Annotated in this window: 22 protein-coding genes; 3 read left to right on the top strand and 19 right to left on the bottom strand. The window is 45.8% G+C overall.

Features of this window, described 5'->3' with window-relative positions:
• The 18 genes from BHC51_RS02920 to BHC51_RS02830 form a co-directional block, all read right to left on the bottom strand.
• Positions 1-452 (bottom strand): hypothetical protein (locus BHC51_RS02920; protein WP_143558743.1); only part of this gene is annotated, 452 nt, incomplete at its 3' end.
• 3 nt (positions 453-455) lie between these two features.
• Positions 456-1,016 carry a hypothetical protein gene (locus BHC51_RS02915; RefSeq protein WP_100153269.1) on the bottom strand — a complete coding sequence of 187 codons (561 nt, stop codon included), beginning with the start codon at positions 1,014-1,016 and terminating at the stop codon, positions 456-458.
• Positions 1,017-1,025: 9 nt separating this feature from the next.
• Complete coding sequence (locus BHC51_RS02910) at positions 1,026-2,516, bottom strand: hypothetical protein (protein ID WP_100153268.1); 1,491 nt, start codon at positions 2,514-2,516, stop codon at positions 1,026-1,028.
• Between the two features lie 9 nt (positions 2,517-2,525).
• Positions 2,526-4,676, bottom strand: a complete 2,151-nt coding sequence (locus BHC51_RS02905; RefSeq protein WP_100153267.1) for a hypothetical protein — start codon at positions 4,674-4,676, stop codon at positions 2,526-2,528.
• A 12-nt stretch (positions 4,677-4,688) separates the two neighbouring features.
• The gene (locus BHC51_RS02900; RefSeq protein ID WP_100153266.1) at positions 4,689-5,267 is read right to left on the bottom strand and encodes a hypothetical protein; all 579 of its coding nucleotides are present in this window, start codon (positions 5,265-5,267) and stop codon (positions 4,689-4,691) included.
• A gap of 39 nt (positions 5,268-5,306) precedes the next feature.
• Positions 5,307-8,540 (bottom strand): tape measure protein, encoded by a 3,234-nt coding sequence (locus BHC51_RS02895; protein WP_100153265.1) that lies wholly within the window; start codon positions 8,538-8,540, stop codon positions 5,307-5,309.
• Between the two features lie 583 nt (positions 8,541-9,123).
• Positions 9,124-9,513 carry a hypothetical protein gene (locus BHC51_RS02885; RefSeq protein WP_100100118.1) on the bottom strand — a complete coding sequence of 130 codons (390 nt, stop codon included), beginning with the start codon at positions 9,511-9,513 and terminating at the stop codon, positions 9,124-9,126.
• Position 9,514: 1 nt separating this feature from the next.
• Positions 9,515-10,195: a phage tail tube protein gene (locus tag BHC51_RS02880; RefSeq protein WP_100115319.1), complete on the bottom strand. Its 681-nt coding sequence runs from the start codon at positions 10,193-10,195 to the stop codon at positions 9,515-9,517.
• A gap of 55 nt (positions 10,196-10,250) precedes the next feature.
• Positions 10,251-10,610 (bottom strand): DUF3168 domain-containing protein, encoded by a 360-nt coding sequence (locus BHC51_RS02875; protein ID WP_100123185.1) that lies wholly within the window; start codon positions 10,608-10,610, stop codon positions 10,251-10,253.
• Positions 10,598-11,080: an HK97-gp10 family putative phage morphogenesis protein gene (locus BHC51_RS02870; protein WP_100153263.1), complete on the bottom strand. Its 483-nt coding sequence runs from the start codon at positions 11,078-11,080 to the stop codon at positions 10,598-10,600. Before BHC51_RS02870 ends, BHC51_RS02875 begins: the two co-directional genes overlap by 13 nt.
• Positions 11,081-11,082: 2 nt before the next feature.
• The gene (locus BHC51_RS02865; RefSeq protein ID WP_180296410.1) at positions 11,083-11,424 is read right to left on the bottom strand and encodes a phage head closure protein; all 342 of its coding nucleotides are present in this window, start codon (positions 11,422-11,424) and stop codon (positions 11,083-11,085) included.
• Entirely contained in the window at positions 11,421-11,735 is a 315-nt protein-coding gene (locus BHC51_RS02860; protein ID WP_100153261.1) for a head-tail connector protein, read from the bottom strand. Before BHC51_RS02860 ends, BHC51_RS02865 begins: the two co-directional genes overlap by 4 nt.
• Positions 11,736-11,774: 39 nt before the next feature.
• Positions 11,775-13,043 carry a phage major capsid protein gene (locus BHC51_RS02855; RefSeq protein ID WP_218966365.1) on the bottom strand — a complete coding sequence of 423 codons (1,269 nt, stop codon included), beginning with the start codon at positions 13,041-13,043 and terminating at the stop codon, positions 11,775-11,777.
• Positions 13,044-13,691, bottom strand: a complete 648-nt coding sequence (locus BHC51_RS02850; RefSeq protein ID WP_100153260.1) for an HK97 family phage prohead protease — start codon at positions 13,689-13,691, stop codon at positions 13,044-13,046.
• On the bottom strand, positions 13,691-14,941 hold the full coding sequence (locus tag BHC51_RS02845) for a phage portal protein (RefSeq protein WP_100153259.1): 1,251 nt from the start codon (positions 14,939-14,941) through the stop codon (positions 13,691-13,693). Before BHC51_RS02845 ends, BHC51_RS02850 begins: the two co-directional genes overlap by 1 nt.
• Positions 14,942-14,945: 4 nt before the next feature.
• Entirely contained in the window at positions 14,946-16,667 is a 1,722-nt protein-coding gene (locus BHC51_RS02840; protein WP_100153258.1) for a terminase large subunit, read from the bottom strand.
• The gene (locus tag BHC51_RS02835; RefSeq protein WP_100153257.1) at positions 16,668-17,153 is read right to left on the bottom strand and encodes a terminase small subunit; all 486 of its coding nucleotides are present in this window, start codon (positions 17,151-17,153) and stop codon (positions 16,668-16,670) included.
• Between the two features lie 165 nt (positions 17,154-17,318).
• The gene (locus BHC51_RS02830; protein WP_100123885.1) at positions 17,319-17,633 is read right to left on the bottom strand and encodes an HNH endonuclease; all 315 of its coding nucleotides are present in this window, start codon (positions 17,631-17,633) and stop codon (positions 17,319-17,321) included.
• A 326-nt stretch (positions 17,634-17,959) separates the two neighbouring features.
• On the opposite strand from BHC51_RS02830, the gene BHC51_RS02825 reads away from it, so the two are divergent.
• The 3 genes from BHC51_RS02825 (at position 17,960) to BHC51_RS02815 (ending at position 19,161) form a co-directional block, all read left to right on the top strand.
• Positions 17,960-18,133 carry a type II toxin-antitoxin system HicA family toxin gene (locus tag BHC51_RS02825; protein WP_100099473.1) on the top strand — a complete coding sequence of 58 codons (174 nt, stop codon included), beginning with the start codon at positions 17,960-17,962 and terminating at the stop codon, positions 18,131-18,133.
• A 75-nt stretch (positions 18,134-18,208) separates the two neighbouring features.
• On the top strand, positions 18,209-18,622 hold the full coding sequence (locus BHC51_RS02820) for a type II toxin-antitoxin system HicB family antitoxin (protein ID WP_100099472.1): 414 nt from the start codon (positions 18,209-18,211) through the stop codon (positions 18,620-18,622).
• A gap of 182 nt (positions 18,623-18,804) precedes the next feature.
• A complete protein-coding gene (locus tag BHC51_RS02815) occupies positions 18,805-19,161 on the top strand; it encodes a helix-turn-helix domain-containing protein (protein ID WP_257384758.1) in 357 nt (118 codons plus the stop codon).
• A 214-nt stretch (positions 19,162-19,375) separates the two neighbouring features.
• Here BHC51_RS02815 and BHC51_RS02810 read toward each other — a convergent pair whose 3' ends face one another.
• On the bottom strand, positions 19,376-19,801 hold the full coding sequence (locus BHC51_RS02810; RefSeq protein ID WP_143558740.1) for a hypothetical protein: 426 nt from the start codon (positions 19,799-19,801) through the stop codon (positions 19,376-19,378).
• Positions 19,802-19,829: the final 28 nt, after the last annotated feature.

Raw genomic sequence — 19,829 nt, 5'->3', positions numbered from 1 at the left:
CGCTTACGATAGTATGTGACAATCTGTAAATCCTGTACGGCCACAATCAGCAATTCATCGTTACCATTGTCTCCTTTCTCACCGTACAGCACGCATAAAATCAATGGGAAGCCGGCAAATTGCCCCGGCTTGATGCGGATAGTCAGCGCATTCCCATACAGAATTGATTCTTGAGAACTGGTTCGTGCGAGGCTGCCTGGCTTGTTTGTAGCTGTTTTATAGCTATTCACTAATAAGCCCTCATCGCTGCCATGTATTGGGTTAAATGTCTCTCTCATTTCTGTATTTGTTGGCATGACATAGCGGCCGGTAATTTTGTCTTGCCATGCTGTACTATTCTGGTACTGGGCACGCCCAAAAGGAAAAGATGCAACCGGATGGGGTGAGATGTTGCCCAGTGACCGGACATAACACCAGCCGTTATGCTTATAAACTTTTAATAACATACCCATCTTTCAGCCTTTCAATAGCGTTGCGTTTATAAAAGCGGGCAATTGGTCTGCGCTGTCAATGCCTCTTAATTCCAGTAACATTTCATCGCCATCATGCATATGTGTGAAAACGACGGGGTACCATTCCTTTGTTTCACCGTCCACATCATCTATTGGTAGTAATATCTGTGTCTTACCGTTACGTGCGTCTATAATCAGGGTATTCCTGTTAGCAATCTCGAATCTGTCGTTGATATAGGTTATTTGGCTGTTATGAAAGCTCTGCGCTGTAGGTGCGCATAAAATGCGCGTCCCTGCCGGCCATGAGGCTGGCGGCGTCTCTTCCATGCCAGCACGGCAGATTATCAGGTCTTCCCCATACCGGTTATAGACATCTATCAGTTCGTATTCAGCCGCATCGGCACTTTGCAGCGTCAGCCGCATGTAATGCTGGCCACGGCTCTTCGGTATGCTCTGTAAAAGTAATTCTGTGGATTTTTCATCAAGGATTAGTTTGGTATCTTTTTTATTTACTGCCAGTTCTTCAAGCAGACTGGTACTAAAGTTGTTTTTATAGTATCTCATTTTGCTACCTTATTTTTTATCAGGCAGGCCATAATCTCCGTGTTCAATTTTCCACGTTCTACCTGCTGCTGCGCTATGCAATAAAAAACCGCCGTCGGTTAAGGCGATGCTGTAGAGGTTTTCGTTTTCATCCTTCAGGCTTAATCCGCTTAAACCGTTTAGCTCATCTGGGATTAGGTCTGTGCTTAGGGGATGGGACGGTATAAAGGTGCTTGTTTTAGGGTCAAATCTCAGGTCAATAATGGCGCTGTCCGGAAAGATGTCGACGCTCCATAATCGGGTCACGCCTTTGTCGGATAACGTTACGAAAGGTATATTTTTATCTTCGCCTCTTTCGTTTCCATCTTCATCGTATTTGTTCCGATAATAAAAGGTTACATCCTGATTAAAGTACTGTTTAGCACCGGTTTCCTCATAGTCAAATGAGTGTATGAAGTGGTCACCATATTTCATATTGGCGACATTGCCTGTATCCAGTTCCTCATCGGCGGCCACACCTGCGTTTTGCAGTGCATAATCTTTAATCAGGCTGGCACCGCACACTAAATCATCGGCAAATTTCCAACGGGATTCGTACAATTTGAAGTTATCCGCAGGCAAGCCCCAGTAAGCCTTTTTTGCCTCTAATGACCAATTCTCAACGGAAGCGTATATAAACGGTTTTGTCGGTGTTTTCCATGTATAAACCATTTCTCCATCTTTGGGAATTTGTTTGCCGGCGTATTTTTCGGCAGCGTAAACCAGATTCTTCAGTTTAGTAAAATTCCTATCTTCAACTACCAGGCTGTTTGTTTGCTGATATGCAGCGTATAAAGCCAGCCATGTGTAACGATTGTATTTACTGCTTTCGTTGACATAGGTACATACGAAATCAAAAATCTGTTTAACTGCTTTTTTGTACTCATCACGGTCCGCTGTTAGCAGGTCTTCTTTTATCGGTATGGTTGTAAAAAATGCTTTGGCATTTAATGGTTTTGTTTTCAGTATTTTATAAACCACATCCTTAAGTGTATCGACGCCTATCCGTTTGGGGTTAATTTGCATAACATCCCCAGATGTATGCCGTATATCTAACACATCCAGCACCACCCACCATACTACTGGATCAAAATTTAGATCCCCTGGGAGCCCTGTACCCATCAAGACAGCTTCATGGTTGTTTTTAAGCTGTAGCTTGTACCATATGTAATCACTGAAACGTTTTACATCGCTATCCTCACAAATTACTGCACTGGGGTCGAGAAATACGCGCACCTGCCGGCCGGTTTCTACTTCGAATAAGCCCTCAATTGCGCGTGCACTGGAAATTGAGGGCTGGCCTTTGTCGTTAAAGTGCAATAGGGCGTACGTATCCAGACATACGTTATCTTTTGGCTTGTCGCCGCCGTAAGGTATTTTGGTCATGCCGGCGCTGCCAAGCAGGCGGGGACGGTTTGGGGTGCGCTCGTAGCCCGGGCGGCGTTTACCAAACAGTTTGCGGAAATCTTCTTCAAGACTCATGTTTAACACTCATTTTTTATGACAGGTTAACTGCGGAAATGGCTCATTGTGTGGTATGGCCAGATTAAACACCTGCGCTGCAACATCGACATCCAGTGTGTCTGTGCTCTCTTCTTCTATGTCTGGAGTTTCTACTCTGAATGCTATGCCGCGCTTCATTTTGGTGCCTTTAAAGGTGTAACCGGTTTCTTTTCTTACATAGCCATTACATTCATAGAGTTTGAATTTTGGCTTGCCAATAGTGATGGAATTACCTTTGTCCTTTTCTTCCTCTTCTTCTTTTTCGTCCTCATCTTTATCCGCATTGGGGTCTTGTTCAATTACTTCAACGCCATAAGGTACGACATAATCATTTAATATGAAATCCTGCTGAAATGTGTTGCAGTGTAATTGCGGCCGTTTGGTTGGCGGCTCTACTTTGCTGAATGCCTGCTCGCCGCTGACCGGATTCATGAAGAATTTACCGGTTAAGGTGGTTTTGCCGCGCTTGCTGGTGAAATCCCAGCTATGGCTGTATGCCGATATTTTGACGTTTGCATCAAAGCGTTCTGTTGCTACATGCACGGTATGAGTCAGGCAGGCAAACGGTAAAAACTTGCAATCCATCTCTATGCTGTTCTGCCGGTGGCTTTCCAGCATTCTGGTATAGCCTATCTGCATAGCAACCCGACAGCCGTTAATGAATTCTCCGGGGATAACGTTGTCGATATTGGTTGTATAGTCGCCATTTAACTGCTTTACCCCTTTTGGCCTTTTGTAATGCTTTTCACTCCCCCAGTTTCTGGCCACCTTATCGTCGTCACTTTCGTGTTTGATGCTGTAGGTAACCTTTTCCTTTTTCTCGCCGTGTATGGTGATTGATTCTGGGTTCTGTAAAACAATGGTGTATTTTTCGTCAATTGCCTGTTTCCAGCGGCGCATTGCTTTCCATGATGCCGCCAGTGCATATAAGTTGCTGTCGCTGCCAATCGGTATCTGTACTACATTGACGATGTCGTGACCGTTTTCATCCTTTTCACCGGTTGGCTCGTAATCATATTTGTACTCCGCAGCTTTCCACCTGATGCCGTTGTAAACGCCCGGCTGCGGTGTGCCTTTAACCCACCATTCTCCGGTTGTCCACCCGCCGCCATTGGCTGCGCCCTGTACTTCCGCCAGCTTTGGCGCGGGACCCTCTGCGGCAACTCTGACGATATAGTCGTAATCGCTCATAAAGTTAAGATAGCGGTAATTAAAGCTGATTTCGCGATGTATCAGGCGGTCGAACTGGTGATGCAATTCAATCTCAACACGATTGACAATGGAAACGGCGCTCCCCATCTCTAAGGACATGTTAGCCGCGTATACGTCACAGTTACCCAGTGTCCAGTCAGCGCGCTGTCTGGGGAGCCACGAGGTTATGTGCGCCTGCCCCTGTGCGTCAAAATCAAATGAAGCAGGTATGGTGCTTAAACGGTCGGTCAGTTGTGCGTTTTTGGTTTCGTAACCCTCCTCTTCGCCAAAAATTGAAGATGACCAGTAACCAATGCTGTGTATAGTGTCGATATTCAGTTCCTCAACCGATTTGCTGCGGTCTTTAGTGGCGTTGAGTACGCGCAGACGGTCTGAATAGTCTATTTTGGGCATATCAATGATGCCGGAAAATACTTGGTACAGGTATTTATCTGTCTGCGCGTAAATATCTATCTGCCGGTTATAGTACCGGTATAAGTCAATCGCGCCGCACGGCTCCCGCAGGTACAGGCTGGCCTTGGCGGATTCTCCCTCGGCAAAATGCACTTCACAGGTGCGCACTACATTGCACAGCTCAACACCAGCCACAAATATCCTGATAGCGTATTTCTCACCATCAAAGCCTTTTGCAAATCTGGCGCGCATAAAGCGGTTTGGTGCCGGATTAAATGCATGTTGACTAACCTGCAATAATTCTCTGTCACATACTGGATTGGCCACCTGCGCGATGTGCAGTAAATCTCCCCCGCTTTCTGTTCTCTGGTAAACATTACAGGTAATGGCGATTAAATCCCCACTTTGTTCTACTATGGCTCGTACAGTGCAACCAATGCGGATTAATTCGGTGCTGCGATTGGTTTCTGCCTGTACTGCCTCGCCGGTATCGGTGGCTAGCAGGGTTGTGTTGAGTGGTGACGTGCCAAGCATGGTACTTCCTGTTTAGGCGGTTGTTTCGGTGATGGTGGCATTCAGCATAATGCTGATGCACGGGTCGGAGCGGTCACTGCGCACGCTGTTGCTCGGATTGGTTACGCGGATAAAAATCGGGATGGCTCTGCCTCCCTGTAACTGCGTCCCTAGTTCTAGCGCGACCCCTGCGCCGGCTGTTTCTAGTCCGGCCTGTGTCAGGGATAGCTGGACGTTGGCCGGCTGGAATTTTTCCCCTAAATTTATAAATATTGTGCTGCCCGAACTGCATTTGCTGCCGCGCTCTCTTCCCCATGCAGGTTCGTTGTTTCCGGTCTGGGCGTTATCCAGACACTGATACATGTAGCCATTAGAGACAACCGGTTCTACGATATTGCCAAAACTATACACGCGGTTTGGCTCCCATTTTTTCAGGCGGCTGGCCGGCACCAGCATAATCTGCTGGTCGGTTTTTGGTTTCAGGGTTTCGTTTGGGTGTGGACTGCCAAAAAATAGTTGAAAGTCGTTTTTACCTGCGCCGTTAAAGTTCAGTTGATAGGGGCTTACCGCTTCCATGGTCATTTGTGCATCTGTGTACAAAATAAAAGGCATGTTTAAAACCTCATAAAAAAACCGGCCATCCGGCCGGTGTTATCTCAAATCGTTAGCAACGCTGTGCAATGCGTTTTTCCATATCTGCACGAATTCATTGGCACCGTTGGGTGCATCAAAAAGTGCTTTGAATGTCACGTTTTTATCACCATTGGTTATATCTACCTTGATTACTTCGGTTACCTTGACCATGTCATCGATACCCTTGCCGGTATCTTTGCCTGAACCAAATCCCGATGGCGGCATTGGTATGGAGGCTGTTCGTGGCAGTTCGGATGCGGCAGGCTTGGCTCCGGTGAAGTAGGAGGCACCACCTACCTGTGATTCTTCCTGCCGCTTCTGCTTCCAGTAGGCTTCTTCCCTGGCGCGATACTCTTTGCTGAAGATACTAAGCGGCTTTTGCTCATCTTTTATTTCACTACCGCCTTTTAACTCTGCGGCTGCATCAGCTAAATCCCTTGCTGCCGCTTTGGTATCTTTTTGCGCCTCATCGAATGATTTAATCTGCCTGAGCATCGCCTCGGCATAACGTAACTGCTCCGGTGTTGCTCCATCCTTGCGCATACTGTATAGCTGGCGCTGGATGGAATCCATGCCCAGCGTCTCAACCTGTTCTTTTAAGCTCTCTAATGTAGATAAAACAGATTTTTGTCGCTGTATTTGCTCAGTTAAGGCGTTGACCGCCTGCGCCTGCCGTATCTGTTCAGCAGTGGCGTTTCTTAACCCCATCTGGAATGCAATCAGTCCGTTTTTACCGCCGATTAATTCCGCCTTTGCTTCCTGTGCCTGCTGCACCATGTCTTTCAGGGTCTGCTGGTTCTGTAACTGCTCCCTGTACAGCTTGCTTTGTGCCATGTATTGCTTGGCTTGTTCAAGCTGCGCGCTGGTGGCGTTTTTGGTGGATAGCTGAAACAGGGCTAAACCCTCTTTACCACCTTGTAGCTCTGCTTTAGCTGCATCAGCACTTTCACCTAGGGACCGCAGGGTATCAGATACCGATTTAATGTTGTCGATCTGCTTTTGCAGGCTTTCGTTAGCTGATAAATACTGAGTATATTCTTTTAACTGCCCATCTTTACCCTTTAACGTACCGGTACTCGCTTTGGCTACCTCCGCGGCAACCTTTTCCGACATGCCGCCAGCCATTAACTCCCGTTGCTTTTTTAGCAGCTCATTGCTCTGTTCTTGCGAAGTTATTAAATCTTTAAAGGCTTGATTTACAGCCTCCACAGCCTTGGCCGCAGCGCGTTCTTTATCCGCCGCTGTTTCCTCAATGGGTATGTTAAGGCCGTAGGCATTCGCTTCTTTAGCCAAGTCAACAGCCTGCCTGCGAAACTGTTCAAACTTGTAGAGACGCTCTTCAATAGCCTTGGCGGATTTGGAATCGGGCTTTAAATGCAGAAGTGTAATTACAGCTTTGCCTGCCTGTTCTGCTGCTAATTTACCGCTTTTTAAAGCTTCCTCTATCTTCTTAATTTCAGGCGTTGCTGCAAGCAATTGCCAATCTGTTACATCTCCTTTACTAAACAGGCCGTTCTTAACGTCTACTGATTCCCTAACCAGCCCGTCGGCTAGTTTGTTTTTTTGCTCAATAGCCTCGTGATAGTTTTTTTCCACCTCATTTTTCAGATGCGTTTTTTCTGTTGCATCCGCGGCGGCGTATTTTTCTTTTAGCTCTTCTATGGTTCCTATTTGTGTCCGGAGGGAGCTGGTGGCCACATCGGTAGCTTTACTGATTTCGTAATATGTAAATACTGCCGTGGCCAAACTGGCAACCAAACCAACCCAGCCACCGGCAACATTGCCGATTGCGCGGGCTCCTGCTGCTCCAGCCATACCTGCCGCACTGGCTGTACCACTGGCTGCACTGCCCGCTTTGGCTGTCGCCAGCAATTTAGCGGCCGCCGCCTCTTTCAGCATGGCCGCGGTGGATTTTTCCGATGCGGCAATTTCAGCATATTTGCGGATAATCACCGCCGCAATAGATGCGGCATATTTACCGGTATAGACAGCCGCCACAGTACCAACGGCAGCAGCAACCAGCCCCAGATGATTACCTAACCATTCCAGTACTGCACCGGCTTTCCGGCTGGCTCCTGTGGTTTCATCCAGTGCTCCAACAAAAGACATCACTTTGTTTTTAAGGCTGGTGCTGGCTTGACCAATAGTCTTATTCATCTTGGCAAACCGCGCATCAACTTCAGGTGCCTGTTTCAGGATGGCATTGGCTATTACTTCAGATGTCAGTTTACCGGCAGCAGCCAGTGAACGTAATTGTCCTACTGTTACCCCCATGCCTTTAGCAATGACCATCGCCAGCCCGGGCGCCTGTTCCAGTACGGAATTTAATTCTTGCCCACGTAATGTGCCGGAAACGAACGCCTGTGACAACTGCACCAGTGCCGCCGCCTGTGATTCGGCCGAGCCCCCGCCGATTAACATGGATTTATTGATGGTATCGGTTAGTTTCAGCAGCTTGCTGCCACTGATTCCGGTCTGGTTCTGCGACATGGCCAGTTTGTTATACAGCTCTGCCACGGTGCCTAATGCCTGGCCGGTTTTGTTGGCACTGGCTATTAACTGGCTGCGCACCTGTGCCAGTTCGGCGGTAGAATCAATCACCAGCTTTAAGCGGTTGTTGACGGTTGTCCACTCATCGGACATTGCTGATATTTGCTTAACACTGCCAATACCCAGCATGGCCACGGTCAGGTTTCTTACCTTGACGGCAGCAGTATCAAGTTTGGTATTAAATTCAGTCAGGCTTCTTACATCAATAACCCCGCTTTTATCTGCAACCAAGGTTTCCTGCTTTGGCTTTACTGGTGCTGTCGGTTTGGTCGCCTCTGCTGCCGGCAGCACTCTTCTTTGAGCGGCAAGGGCTGCTTCTTCCGCTTTTAATTCCCGTGTCCTGATTGCCGCCAGCGATAAGAGTTCATTTTGTTTGCCGAATTTAATCAGATAGGCGTTCAGGCGTGCTGAGTCGTTTTCATATTCATTACCAACCTTTTTTAATTCTTCCTTGTATGCACGTACTGAAACCGCGGTCTGTTTGAAAGCATTCACCTGTTCCATGGTGACGCCCAGATTTAACAAAGTTTGGGCTCTGGTGGCAATTAGTGCATCCGACAGGCCATTAACGCTGCGTGCAGAGGACTGATAGGCACGTGTTAATGCCTGTGCGGCTTTTTTTGCCTGCTCTTCGGTGCTGCGCACGCCGGAAATAAACCCGCGCGCATCAAGTCCAAAACCTATGGTTAAATCTTCAGACATATCTATACCTTTATCATCACCATTTATCTAATGGGCACTGTAACCCCCAAATTTTCGCTTTGGGTTTGATAAAACAACCACACTTGGAACACCGGTCAAACATGTGTATCGGTGCTCCAGGCGGTGTTCCTGATACCCAGCGGTTAATTTCCGTGCAGGTGGCACAGATGGCCTTTTTGCGCTCATAGTTACTGCTGCTGTCGCGCTGCGCCTGTACTTCTTGATTACAATCACATCCCATACCAACGCCCTATAAAAAACAGCGGCACTTAGCCGCTGTGTTAGTCAAACGTATCCAGAAACGCGTCAATCTCATCTATATTGTCTTCGTGGTTGCCCGAATCTGCATCGGTTTGGTTCACCGTTTCACCATCCGCTATATCTGGCAATAACAGGTCTTGTAATTGAATCTCATCATTGCCTGCCGCCCGTGCTGTGACTAGGGTGTTATAGGCCAGATACTGCTCAATACGCCATTGCGGAAAACCAAAGCGGTTATAGTAATTCAGATAACGGTTAAGCTCGTTTACCGGCCAGTTATCTATTTCACTGGCCGGAATATGCAGCAGAAAAGACAGCTCAATTATGAACTTTTCGCGCCTTGTGATTGCTTTTTTAGTCCTTCGTCCCCGTTGATCAGGAAGAAATGATCCTGTACGGCCGCCAGTACTTTGCTGGGCAGTTCAGCCAGAAACTCCAAATCTTCACGGCTATCCGGGTAAAACATGGGCTTACCATTCTGGTCGACAATCATCAGCGCTTTTTCCCGTACGCTGTTTAAACCATCATCGTAGCTGCTTTCAAATTCACTGCAACGCTGAAAGAAATCAGTCATTTCACGCACACTGAACATCTTGACATGCAGATGGCCACCGTACGGGGCAATATCCGGTACGGCACTGATTACTGCCTTGCTCATATACTGGCGGGCAGCATTGACAAAGGCTTCTTTTGTGTTTGTTGTGTTAGTCATGTTATTTTGCTCCGGTTGTCATATCAAGTTTACGGCCACGGCCGTTAATCTTTAGTTCCATGGCAAACTGCCACTTGTCTTCGCTTTTACCGTCCCAGTCGTAACTGGTAATTTTTACCTGATAGCCACGCATACGCTTGCTGCCTTTCGGCTTCATAGTGAAAAATATGGTTTCCTTTTCTTCAGCCATATCCTCCAGAAAACTCTGCACAGCCTTATCTGGTTCCCACAAGCCGGACAGGCTGATGGTGCCCGGTTCTGTTTCCAGTTCTACCACGCTGTCTTCATCGCAGATGGTGGTTACGTTTATTTCCTTAGTCTTAAAGGCGGATATCTTTACGCTGGTAGCATCACAAAAGCTATAACGCTTAGGAGTGGTAAACTTCGCATCGGTAATCGTGCCTATATCTTCGCCATCCAGAATCATCAAAGCAAAGGTATCCTCGTTGCTCACGTCTACAAGGTAATAGCCATTAATCGCGCCGTTTTCTTCACTTTCCAACCAAACTACATCGCCGGTTTTCAGGCCGTGCCCTACTGAAGTAGCAATAGCCGGTTTAGTGTTGGTTAAGGCGCTAATTTCCTTAGTTGGTACGTCCGGCAAATCATAAAAATAGGTACTGCTCTTAAAGCTCATACCGCGCTTTGTACTGCGACGGTTCCGAACTGGGGCTTTTGCCATAACAAAACTCCATAAAAAAAGCCACGAATAACCGTGGCTGGTAAAAAAATGATTGTCAGATAATCATATAGTCAAATGTGGCTTGGTATTTCTGCCTGTCAATATCGTAAGAATAGACTGGCGCTGTTTTCAGCAGGCAGTCAATTTCTTCATTTTCTTGTTGTATAGTCTCCATCACCTGCTGCACATACTGTGCACGTTCCTGCGGCGTATGTGCATAAATGTCAATCTGCACGCGCGGGTTAAAACTTTGGTAGCAATTCGTTGATTCCACCCGTCCGGAAACAACTAAGTAACGTATAGCCGGCCACATGGCGGGGTCTGTTGCCTTGTTTTGCACCGGTATTATGTCGGGATAAACTCGCCCGCCGCATAAGTCCTTTATGAGGCTGTAAAAAATAGCTACCTCTTCCATGCTTTTTTCACCTCTTTCATCAATACCTTAGTAGCTTCCTTTTTGGCTTCTCCGCCCTTATTGTCGTAAGCTGGACGCATAAATGGGTGCGGTTGTGGCATGTTAATGCCGTACTCTACAAAGGTGGCAATCTGTCTTGCTCCTTTAGGTATTTCTTTTGAGTTGGAAACAGTGACGATATGCTTGGAAGCCAGCCCCCGCCGCTCTGATGCCGGGATACGTTTCATAATCACGCTGCGACCCACATGGCCGGGCTGTACTACTGTGCAGGTTTTACCTCCTTTACCGTCCTTGTTGTAAACCTTATAAGGTTTTGGCGCTTTGTAGGCATTATCCCTTGCCTCATCCCGAATGATGGCTGCACCTTTGCCGGTGGCTTTTTTGGCTATATCATCCCAAACGCTGTCACCAAGTCGCCTTAATTTCTTCTGCAAACGTTCCAGCCCTGTAATTTTGACACTGAATCCCATTGCTAGCCCTCATTTAAACCGGTTGTACAAGGCAGATTAATTACCTCGGTGTGAATTGAATCTGGTAGCACCGCCTGAATATTGAAAATACGACCTTTATGGATAATTCGATACTCAGAGGTGAGGTCGGCTGTAAGTTTGCTTGCACGTATCTGTATTGACACGGTACAGCTTGCTGAATCCAGCCCGTTTTTAACAAATTCATGTCCGGACAGATAGGATATGTTTGCCCATACTAATCCAACATCAACCCATTTTTTTTCAATACCTCCCAGACTATCCTTGCTGATTTCCGGACGCTGCAACAACACCCGTTTACTAAGCTTTCCTGCTGCTATACTCATGAATCCCCCCACATAATCTGATACGGCTGCAATAGATACGCCCAACCAAAGGGTAACCATGTTGAATTCAAAGCCGAAACCGCCTCACGGTTTTTATACCAGTGGGCAGTTAGCAACAACATTGCCATATCAACTGCGCGGTTGTACAACATGCCGGTTGGGTCTGTATCTGGCACTTCATTTTCGTACCAGTTGCGTCCGGTGAACTGTTTTACTGCGTCCTGCGCCGCTGCTAGATAAATTCTAAGCAAGTCATCTTCGCTATCGTCATCAATCCGGCAATTATTACGAATATCTTCAATGCTAATCATAATCGCCCTCAGCCGCCCCTTGAGGGGCGGAATAGCTGGTTATTTTGTTTTACTACCCTCTGCCTCCTGAGCTGCTTTTTGTGCTGCTTTTTGAGGCTCAGCACTCACACCCTGCAATGTACCTGTCACAAATGCCTCTTTCCGGTAAATAGCCAGTGCCAGCCGCTCCTCACACAATATGGTTACCATATTGCGAACAAAATCATCATCGTTATTAAAGGCGATATTAATACTCATATCCCACCGGTCGAAGATTTGTGCCCCCATTTTGAAAGCACCAGTCAGAAACTCACCTTGTTTCATAGATGGCGTGGCAACAACCGGCTGCCCCCATAATGTCGGGATTGCCTGCCCCTGCGGATTACCGATAACATAGCGGCCAATGTCATCCTTAGCCATTTCAATTTCTGCCCATTGCACTGGATTAAGTACATGGCCGGTAGCACTGTAGCCAGACAATACCACCTGCAACATGGCCAGACGTAACTGGTCAATAATGGTATAAGTCTTGATGTTACTTTCATTTTTAAACTTGGTAGCGTTAGGTATCAGGCCAGTTAGCTGCACGCCATTGCCGGTGCCATTTAAGAGCTGCTGCTCTTCCTTGAATTTCAGGCCGTATCGTAGGCGGCCGTCAATCATAGACTGCAAACCGGAAGCGTCACTTAATATCTGTCTGGTTGCTTTAAGCCAGTGGGCAATCGTTACAACCGCCACCGTTTCCTGCGTAAAGCCTAAATTTGATTCTGGCTTATACTGTCCCTCAGGCGTCACATCAGCGCTATTTACAAAAGTATTTTCTCTGGGTACGATTATCATGTTGCTATCGGTATTGCCCAGCGTAAGCAAATCACGCACCATTAATCTCTGCTCCGGCAAAGACACCAAACCAGTAACATGCGGTTGAACTAACGCACCCGCGCTGTAACTCATACTATCTGAACTGCCCAACTCTTTAACATTAATAGGAATGTGCAGCCTGTCGCCTTGTGATATGTTGGCGCAGCTTTTAAACTGGTCTGATTTAACCACCATACTCCCCAAAGTCTTTGCACCTTCAGGGGTGACAGGATTGCGCGCTTGCGCCTGTTCCATATCATGCACTTGCGACTTCAGGCCGTTAACTTCGGTCAGCAGTTTGTCAACATCGTTTTTAAGTTCTTCGGTAACTTTGTCACCTTTCGCAAGCTTGCCTTTAAGCTCCTCGCCAATTCCCTTGACTTCGTCAACTGCCTTATTAACCGCTTCCTGCTTTTCTTTCAGCATTTTAGCCAGTTCAACTGCTTTGGTTTCATTTACATCAGGCATTTAGTTAGCTCCTAAAATTCGTATAACTTCGTCTATTTCAGACACGTGGTTGATTGGTGTTGCCTTTTGTGACAACGAAAAAAAACCGCTGTCGTGAATGACAGCGGCCTGTTTTGCATTAAATCCGTTTTGCGTTAACAGCGCTTTGAACTGTTCGGATGAGGGTAAGCCATAATCATGCTTGACATAGTCCACCCTGGCTTCCGGATTAGCTGGAAAAATAACAACGGATATTTCATATAGTTTTACTTCTATCAATTTATTGATATCTGCTTCCCGGTCGTATTCCTGCCGTATGATGCTATAACCAATAGACAGGCCATCAATCGCCTTGGCCTGCAATAATGCATGCATTTCCCGCGCTTTTTCTATCTGGTCGATTAGCAATTTACCCTCGACATACAGCCCTCGTTCATCTTCAACCAGTTTGGTATAGCAGCCAATAGGCGTATTCCAGTCATGATTGAATAACACTGGCGGCATTCGGTCGCGGGCTTTCCATTCCGCCAGCGACTTTGCGAACGCCCCCGGCACTACTACATCGCCATAAGAATCTATATTGCCATTTATCGAGCCATAACCTGAAAAAAAACCGTCTTCTTTGACGGATTTAATTTCAAGCGGCATATCAAGACGTTTTGTCTGCATTATTCCTGCCTCTTTAATGTTTCATTTGCTGCATGATTCAACGTACCCATATTAAGCTGTACGGTTAATTCATCACCACCATCAACCGCCGGCAAATCTTCAAGATCGCGAACATAATTACGTGAATAAATCCCGTTTTGCACCATTGATGTATAAAAGCTAGCGCGATTAGCCGGAGAAGCGCGCAGCAGCCCCTCGGCGTTAAATTTAGGCTCATAAATTCTGCGCTCCGCTGGGCTGAGTAATTTACGTGTTATCGTTTGCTCAATGCGCTGCAATTTCGGCACTATTGTGAATGCCTGAAAACTGAGTACAGTATTTTCATAGCTGGACGCCCAACTGGATGATTTACTGGTATGTCCGATTAGTTGAGGCGGTACTGAAAAACAGCGGCAAATTTCTTCAATACCAAATTGGCGCGACTCAAGCAGTTGCGCATCAATTGGACTTAAGGATGGAGCCCTGTTCACAATATCAAAACCTCCTTCCAATATCGGAGTCTTCCCCGCTTCACTTGCAGCCGAAAACTCTTGCAGAAATTTGCGGGTTTTTTTACGCTGTTCTTCAGTCAATACCGGCGCCCCACCTTGTCCCGTACCCCTATATACGATCACATCACGTCCTTTAAAGCGGTTTTTGTAATCGTGTGCTGTAGTATCGTTAGCATGGATTTGCAGCCCCAGTGTTTCTACGCCATAAGTAAGCGGCGAAAGCCCTGTTATGCCGTCCAGCGTAAAATCTTTCAGGTGAAAAATATTTCTGTCCGGCAACTTGCGCGTTCCATCTCCCTCATCGTATTCATACACCACCTCACCCCCTTGCAGGCGGGTTATTTTCATTCTGGTGGCGTCAAGGACTTCCAGCGATATAATCCGCTCCCCTTTACGTTTAATTTCCGCAAACGCATTACCTTGCAGGTCTATTGAGGTCATCAACGCCTGCCAGAAATCACTGGGATTCATATTGGCATTGGGTGCATAGCGGAAAATGTCATATAAAGGGTGCTCAGTGGCAATCTTTTTATCTGCTGTTCTCAATGCAAAAGGCAAGGTAGATACCAGCCCAGAGCGCAAATTAATACATGCCCATACCGCCGAAAGCTTTAACGCTTTTTCGGGCGTCACCAGAACACCACTGACAGATGACGCGCTGTCATTCAGCGAAATACTCTCGCCTTTGCCTAGCCTTAACTGAGACCTGAAAGCATTTACAATACGGCGGAAAAAGCCTACATCCTGCAAATTAGCCATTTATCTAACCTATTATGAAATTATCCAAAAAAGAATCGATTCCGCCGCTGTATCGCGATGCCGGATTAGTCGCCATTACCGCCACCGCATCAAATAGCGCCATCAGGCTGTCAATCTTGGCAAAGCCAGCATACTGTTTAGTTACCTGAATACCGTTACCTGATTGAATAACACGTGCATTCCCGACATTCCAATTCATCAGAGGCTGATTGGCGTGCCACATCTCTTTACTGGCCAGAGCCCGCTCTGTGGCCTTGATAGTGCCAGTCATTTTGAAGCCCTGCGATATCGCTTTAAACAAGCCATCCGGAGGGAAAGCATAGCCATTGTCAATAAATTTATTATGAATGGTTTGTAATACCGGCTCCATGCCATAGCGGTCTACCGCTATAGAGTGCAGCAAACCAGTCTGACCAACCTTTAAACATATTTCGGCCACTTCTTTCAGATCATCACCCACGTTCTGGCAAAAGGTCATATCCCCGTCTTTAACAAAGCCTTCCAGTTGTGGCAGGATATCCTTGCGATTGTTCAGCACCGGCGGGTTAGCCCACGCATAGCACCAAGTTAACCACCGTTGAGTGCCTTTTTCCCTGCCAACCACGGCCAAACCAAATAAATCATCATTACCACCACCATCAAGCCCTATCACTACCACCTCGCTGCGGCTCAGCAATGTATCCAGCGTCAACGTATCGTCCGACTGTGCCAGCCAGTAATCCGCACCGCTCCAACGGTCTGAGCGTAAATTTAGCCCAACCTCCTTGTTTAAATGCTTAGCCTCAAACTCAATCAGCGTCTGCTCGCCTTTTAGCTCGGCCTGCCGGTACTCACTAATCAAAAAAGCCTCGTCTACCGAGTAGCCAAGGCTTGGATTGGTTATATAGAAGTTTTCAGGCTTTTTGTATGCTCCCGATTTAATGAGCGAAGCCGGAAACTCATACAAAACCGGTAAATAGGTTTTATCAACCAGTTCTTTGCCATCTGCCGTACTACCATCTCTTACTGATCGGGCGTATTCCAGTTCTGTTTTAAATACACCTGCGGGTGGTTCTTTGGATTGCGTTGATAAAATAATCAAAAAACCATCAGGCTTTGACATTAACCCGCCAGTAGCCTCTTTAATGACTGATTCCGCATTGGCCATCGCACCGAATAAATGCATTTCATCAATCAGAACAAAGGCAGCTTTCAACCCGCCTGCTGTTTTATCGTCCGCTGCCACGACTTTTAAAGTGGACTTAGTAGCTAAATGCGTTATTGTCCTTGTATGCTTGGATATGTTGTATTTATCCCTCATTTGAGGGTCAAACTCAATCATACCAGCAGCGGGTTTAAACGAATTATCAGCCACCTCTTTCGTTGGAGCCAGAATAATAGCCTCAGCTAAATTACGCTCATTCAGCTCAAGCGCAGTTATCATAATTCCTGCGGCAATAGTTGATTTAGCGTTCTTCTTGCTAATCAATAAAAAGAACTTTTTAATTAATCTCCGCTGCGCATACGGGTCAAGCGCGCCAAAAATAGAACCGACAAAATCAAGCACCCAAGGCGGCATAACCTCGCGCATTCTTGGCAACCCAGTCATATCAGGAACTATTAAATCTCCAAATACTTCAATAGCAATCTCTGCCACTTCGGGAAACAGCGGAGTACATGGAATTAGTGACCTCCGGTTAACAATCCGCTCTTCCCAGTCAGGGCAGGCTGTTACCCAATCAGCCATTTATTTCACCTTTTTCAAACCTCTTTGCTCTAAACGTGCCGATAATCCGCCCGCGCGTGATTTCTCAATCGCAAAATCCATTGCCGCTTCTTTCTTGCCGGTCTCACCAATACGCCCATGCTTATAAGGCATCAATGCTTTAGCGGCATCAACCCTTAACTTTGGCGGTAAATCTTCATCATTCATTACCTTTAACAAAAACTGCAAAGGATCATCACTGGGTGGTGATACAGACTTAACAGCATTAACAGAATTAACATCCGTATTAACATCATTGTTAACAATTTTGTTAATATTTTTGTTAAGTCCATTTTGCTGCTTTTTCAGCTCCTCAATGCGCGCTAAAACGGCCTGATTTTTCATTAACCGACATGCAGCAGCAGCTGCACCATTCCTGCTGTAGCCCGCATTAATACAGGCTTCCGTCTGATTCAGCCCCGCCGCGACACTAAGCGCGAACAATTCCTGTTTATCATTAAGCGACATAGCAATTTGCCTATTTTTTGAGCAGATTTTGTTAATTAACAGGTGTTTTCAGGCCATTTTTTTTATAAATGAGGGGACGCGCGGTGTCGGCGGCCGTAGTAACCCAACTTTACTACCACCCCCGGATATAGAACAAATAGCAAACGTTTGCAGCAGCGAATAACATCACCAAGCACGCTTGTAACGCTGCCGCAGTTCTTTAGTGGTTTTATGCTTATGACAATCCGCGCATAGCACTTGCAAATTACTATCATCATTACTGCCACCTAACTCCAGCGGAATAATGTGGTCAACCTGTAAGCTGCCACCAATGCAACCGCAGGATCGGCATCGAAAACTATCCCGTGCCAGCACCCGCTTCTTTATCCCCTGCCATTGATAGCCTCGTATGCGTTTTGTAGCCCCCGGTTTATCCCTGAGTACCGTGGCAGATGAACTGTTAAACTCAGGCAGGCTACTTTTAAGCGTTGGTATCTTCATAGCTTCATGTCAGTAGGTAGTGAATCTTATGGGCTGCGCTATAGCTTTGCAGTACTTCGGCAAGCGTTGCTTCAAGGCCATTGTAATACGCCTGTGCAAAATCTATAGGGTTACTCATATCCCAACTCCAATAAAAAAGCCCACGCGTATGCGTGAGGGAGATGAAAGGCGACTGTTACAACCTGCGGGAGTCAGTCTGCCAGCTTTAGCTGTTAACTTCATATTACTAGTTCACTTATCCAAATAAACAAAAATGTTTATAAAAGCACTTGCAATCATAAACATTTTTGTTTATGATTAATCCATGTTAAATTAATATTAAGGAAATGAAACAAAGCGAATTTTTACGCTGGTTGATAGCTCAAGGAGTGCAAGTTAAAGATGGGACCAAACATTTAAAACTTTATTACGCTAATAAGCAATCAACATTACCCAGACATCCTAGTAAAGAAATCCCTACGGGTCTGGTTAAAGCAATAAAAAAACAATTGGGATTGTAGTAACAGCCCTCTTTATGAGGGCTTATATCTCAAGCTTTGCTTCATTCTTTAATAATCGTTATGGTGAATATAATTATGCAATATCCTGTTTTAATAACGCGCGACGATAATAGCTATACTGTAACCTTTCGTGATATCCCCGAAGCGTTAACCTGCGGCGACACTCTTGAAGATGCTCGTGATATGGCCGCTGATGCGCTATTAACTGCCATGGAGTTCTATTTTGAAAACCATCGCCAAATCCCACTACCATCAAAAAAACAAAAAGGTGAGGAATTAATTTCCTTACCTCTAAGCGTTACTGCAAAGGCTCTTCTACTTAATGAAATGCTAAAACAAAATGTTTCTAATGCAGAATTAGCTAGACGTTTACTTACACGACCTCAAGACGTGCAGCGACTAACAAACCTTAATCACTCAACCAAAATCGATACAATTAACGCCGCGTTAAACCAATTAGGCAAACACCTTGAAATTAGTATCGCCTAATACCGATTACTAGAACATAAAAGCCAGCAGTTAAGCTGGCTTAATCTATATTAGAACCCCAATAAAAAGCCCATCGCATGCGTGAGCTTGTCTTAATCCAATATTGGATTGGTTATCGTCGCAACCATCAATCATATCTATCCCTTACTTGTATAATATTCCCGTGGAGGAGGTTAAAAAACGTGACGAACGCGCATATTAATACTAACTATCAAATCATCAACGATAAACAAGGTATGCCTCAGTTTGTTGTTATCCCCTATGAAGATTTTAGACAGCTAACCAATCAATCTGTTATTAACCTTAAAAATGCCATTCCTAGTGAAGTGGTAGATTTATTGTTCGACAAACAATACTCACCTGCTCGGGCATGGCGCGAGTACTTGCAACTTACACAAGAAGAATGTGCTAAAAAATTAGGCATAACTCAACCAGCTTATTCACAACTGGAATCATCAAAAAAACCACGTAAAGCCACAAGAATTAAATTGGCTACCGCATTGGGTATTCATGAGGGTCAACTAGACTTACTTGCATGATCAAAGCCCGTCAAAGCGATATTTGGTATCGAGGTTAATATTGATCATCCAGATACCCAATAAAAAAAACCCGCCAGGGAGATGGCGGGCGTAGTAGTAAAGTTTATCAACTAAAAGGAGAATACAATGTTAATATCTTTTTTTGGGTGCAGCAAAGCTGCCACCGGCATTAAAAAGAAAAAAACAGAGTAGTGATTAGAAATATACTAAATATTCACGTCATGTACAAGGGTGAATTAAAAAAATATTTATCAAAATTTTCACAATGTTGCATATACGCCCAAAACAGTACTAACGCCCTTTCTACTTGTTCAGCCCATGCGCTCCTGTTAACCATAGCACGATGGCGTGCAGTGATTGAACGGCGCTTAAAATAAGGGCTTTTACGTCCATACTCAATACTAAGCACATTAAACGCCTCACGATTGTTTTGTGCCAATAACGACAACGCACTTTTTACCAATGCAAACACCTCAGGTTTATAGTGCACACCATCAAAAGCATATTCCCTGATAACTTTCTCTTTCCCGTAGCGCCATTCAGCACTCAGACAATGCCCTTGCCTCTTCCGGTCAGCCATAGTTCGCTCATACGCAGCCAGCACATCTGCAGCAGTGTCTATTTCAATCTTACTAATCATCAAACATACCCTTAAATCTTCACTTTTT

It is taken from the genome of Snodgrassella alvi, from assembly GCF_002777745.1.
Classification (GTDB): domain Bacteria; phylum Pseudomonadota; class Gammaproteobacteria; order Burkholderiales; family Neisseriaceae; genus Snodgrassella; species Snodgrassella alvi_D.
Note: the sequence above shows the minus strand (reverse complement) of the source record. Positions and strands in the feature narration are given on the sequence as shown.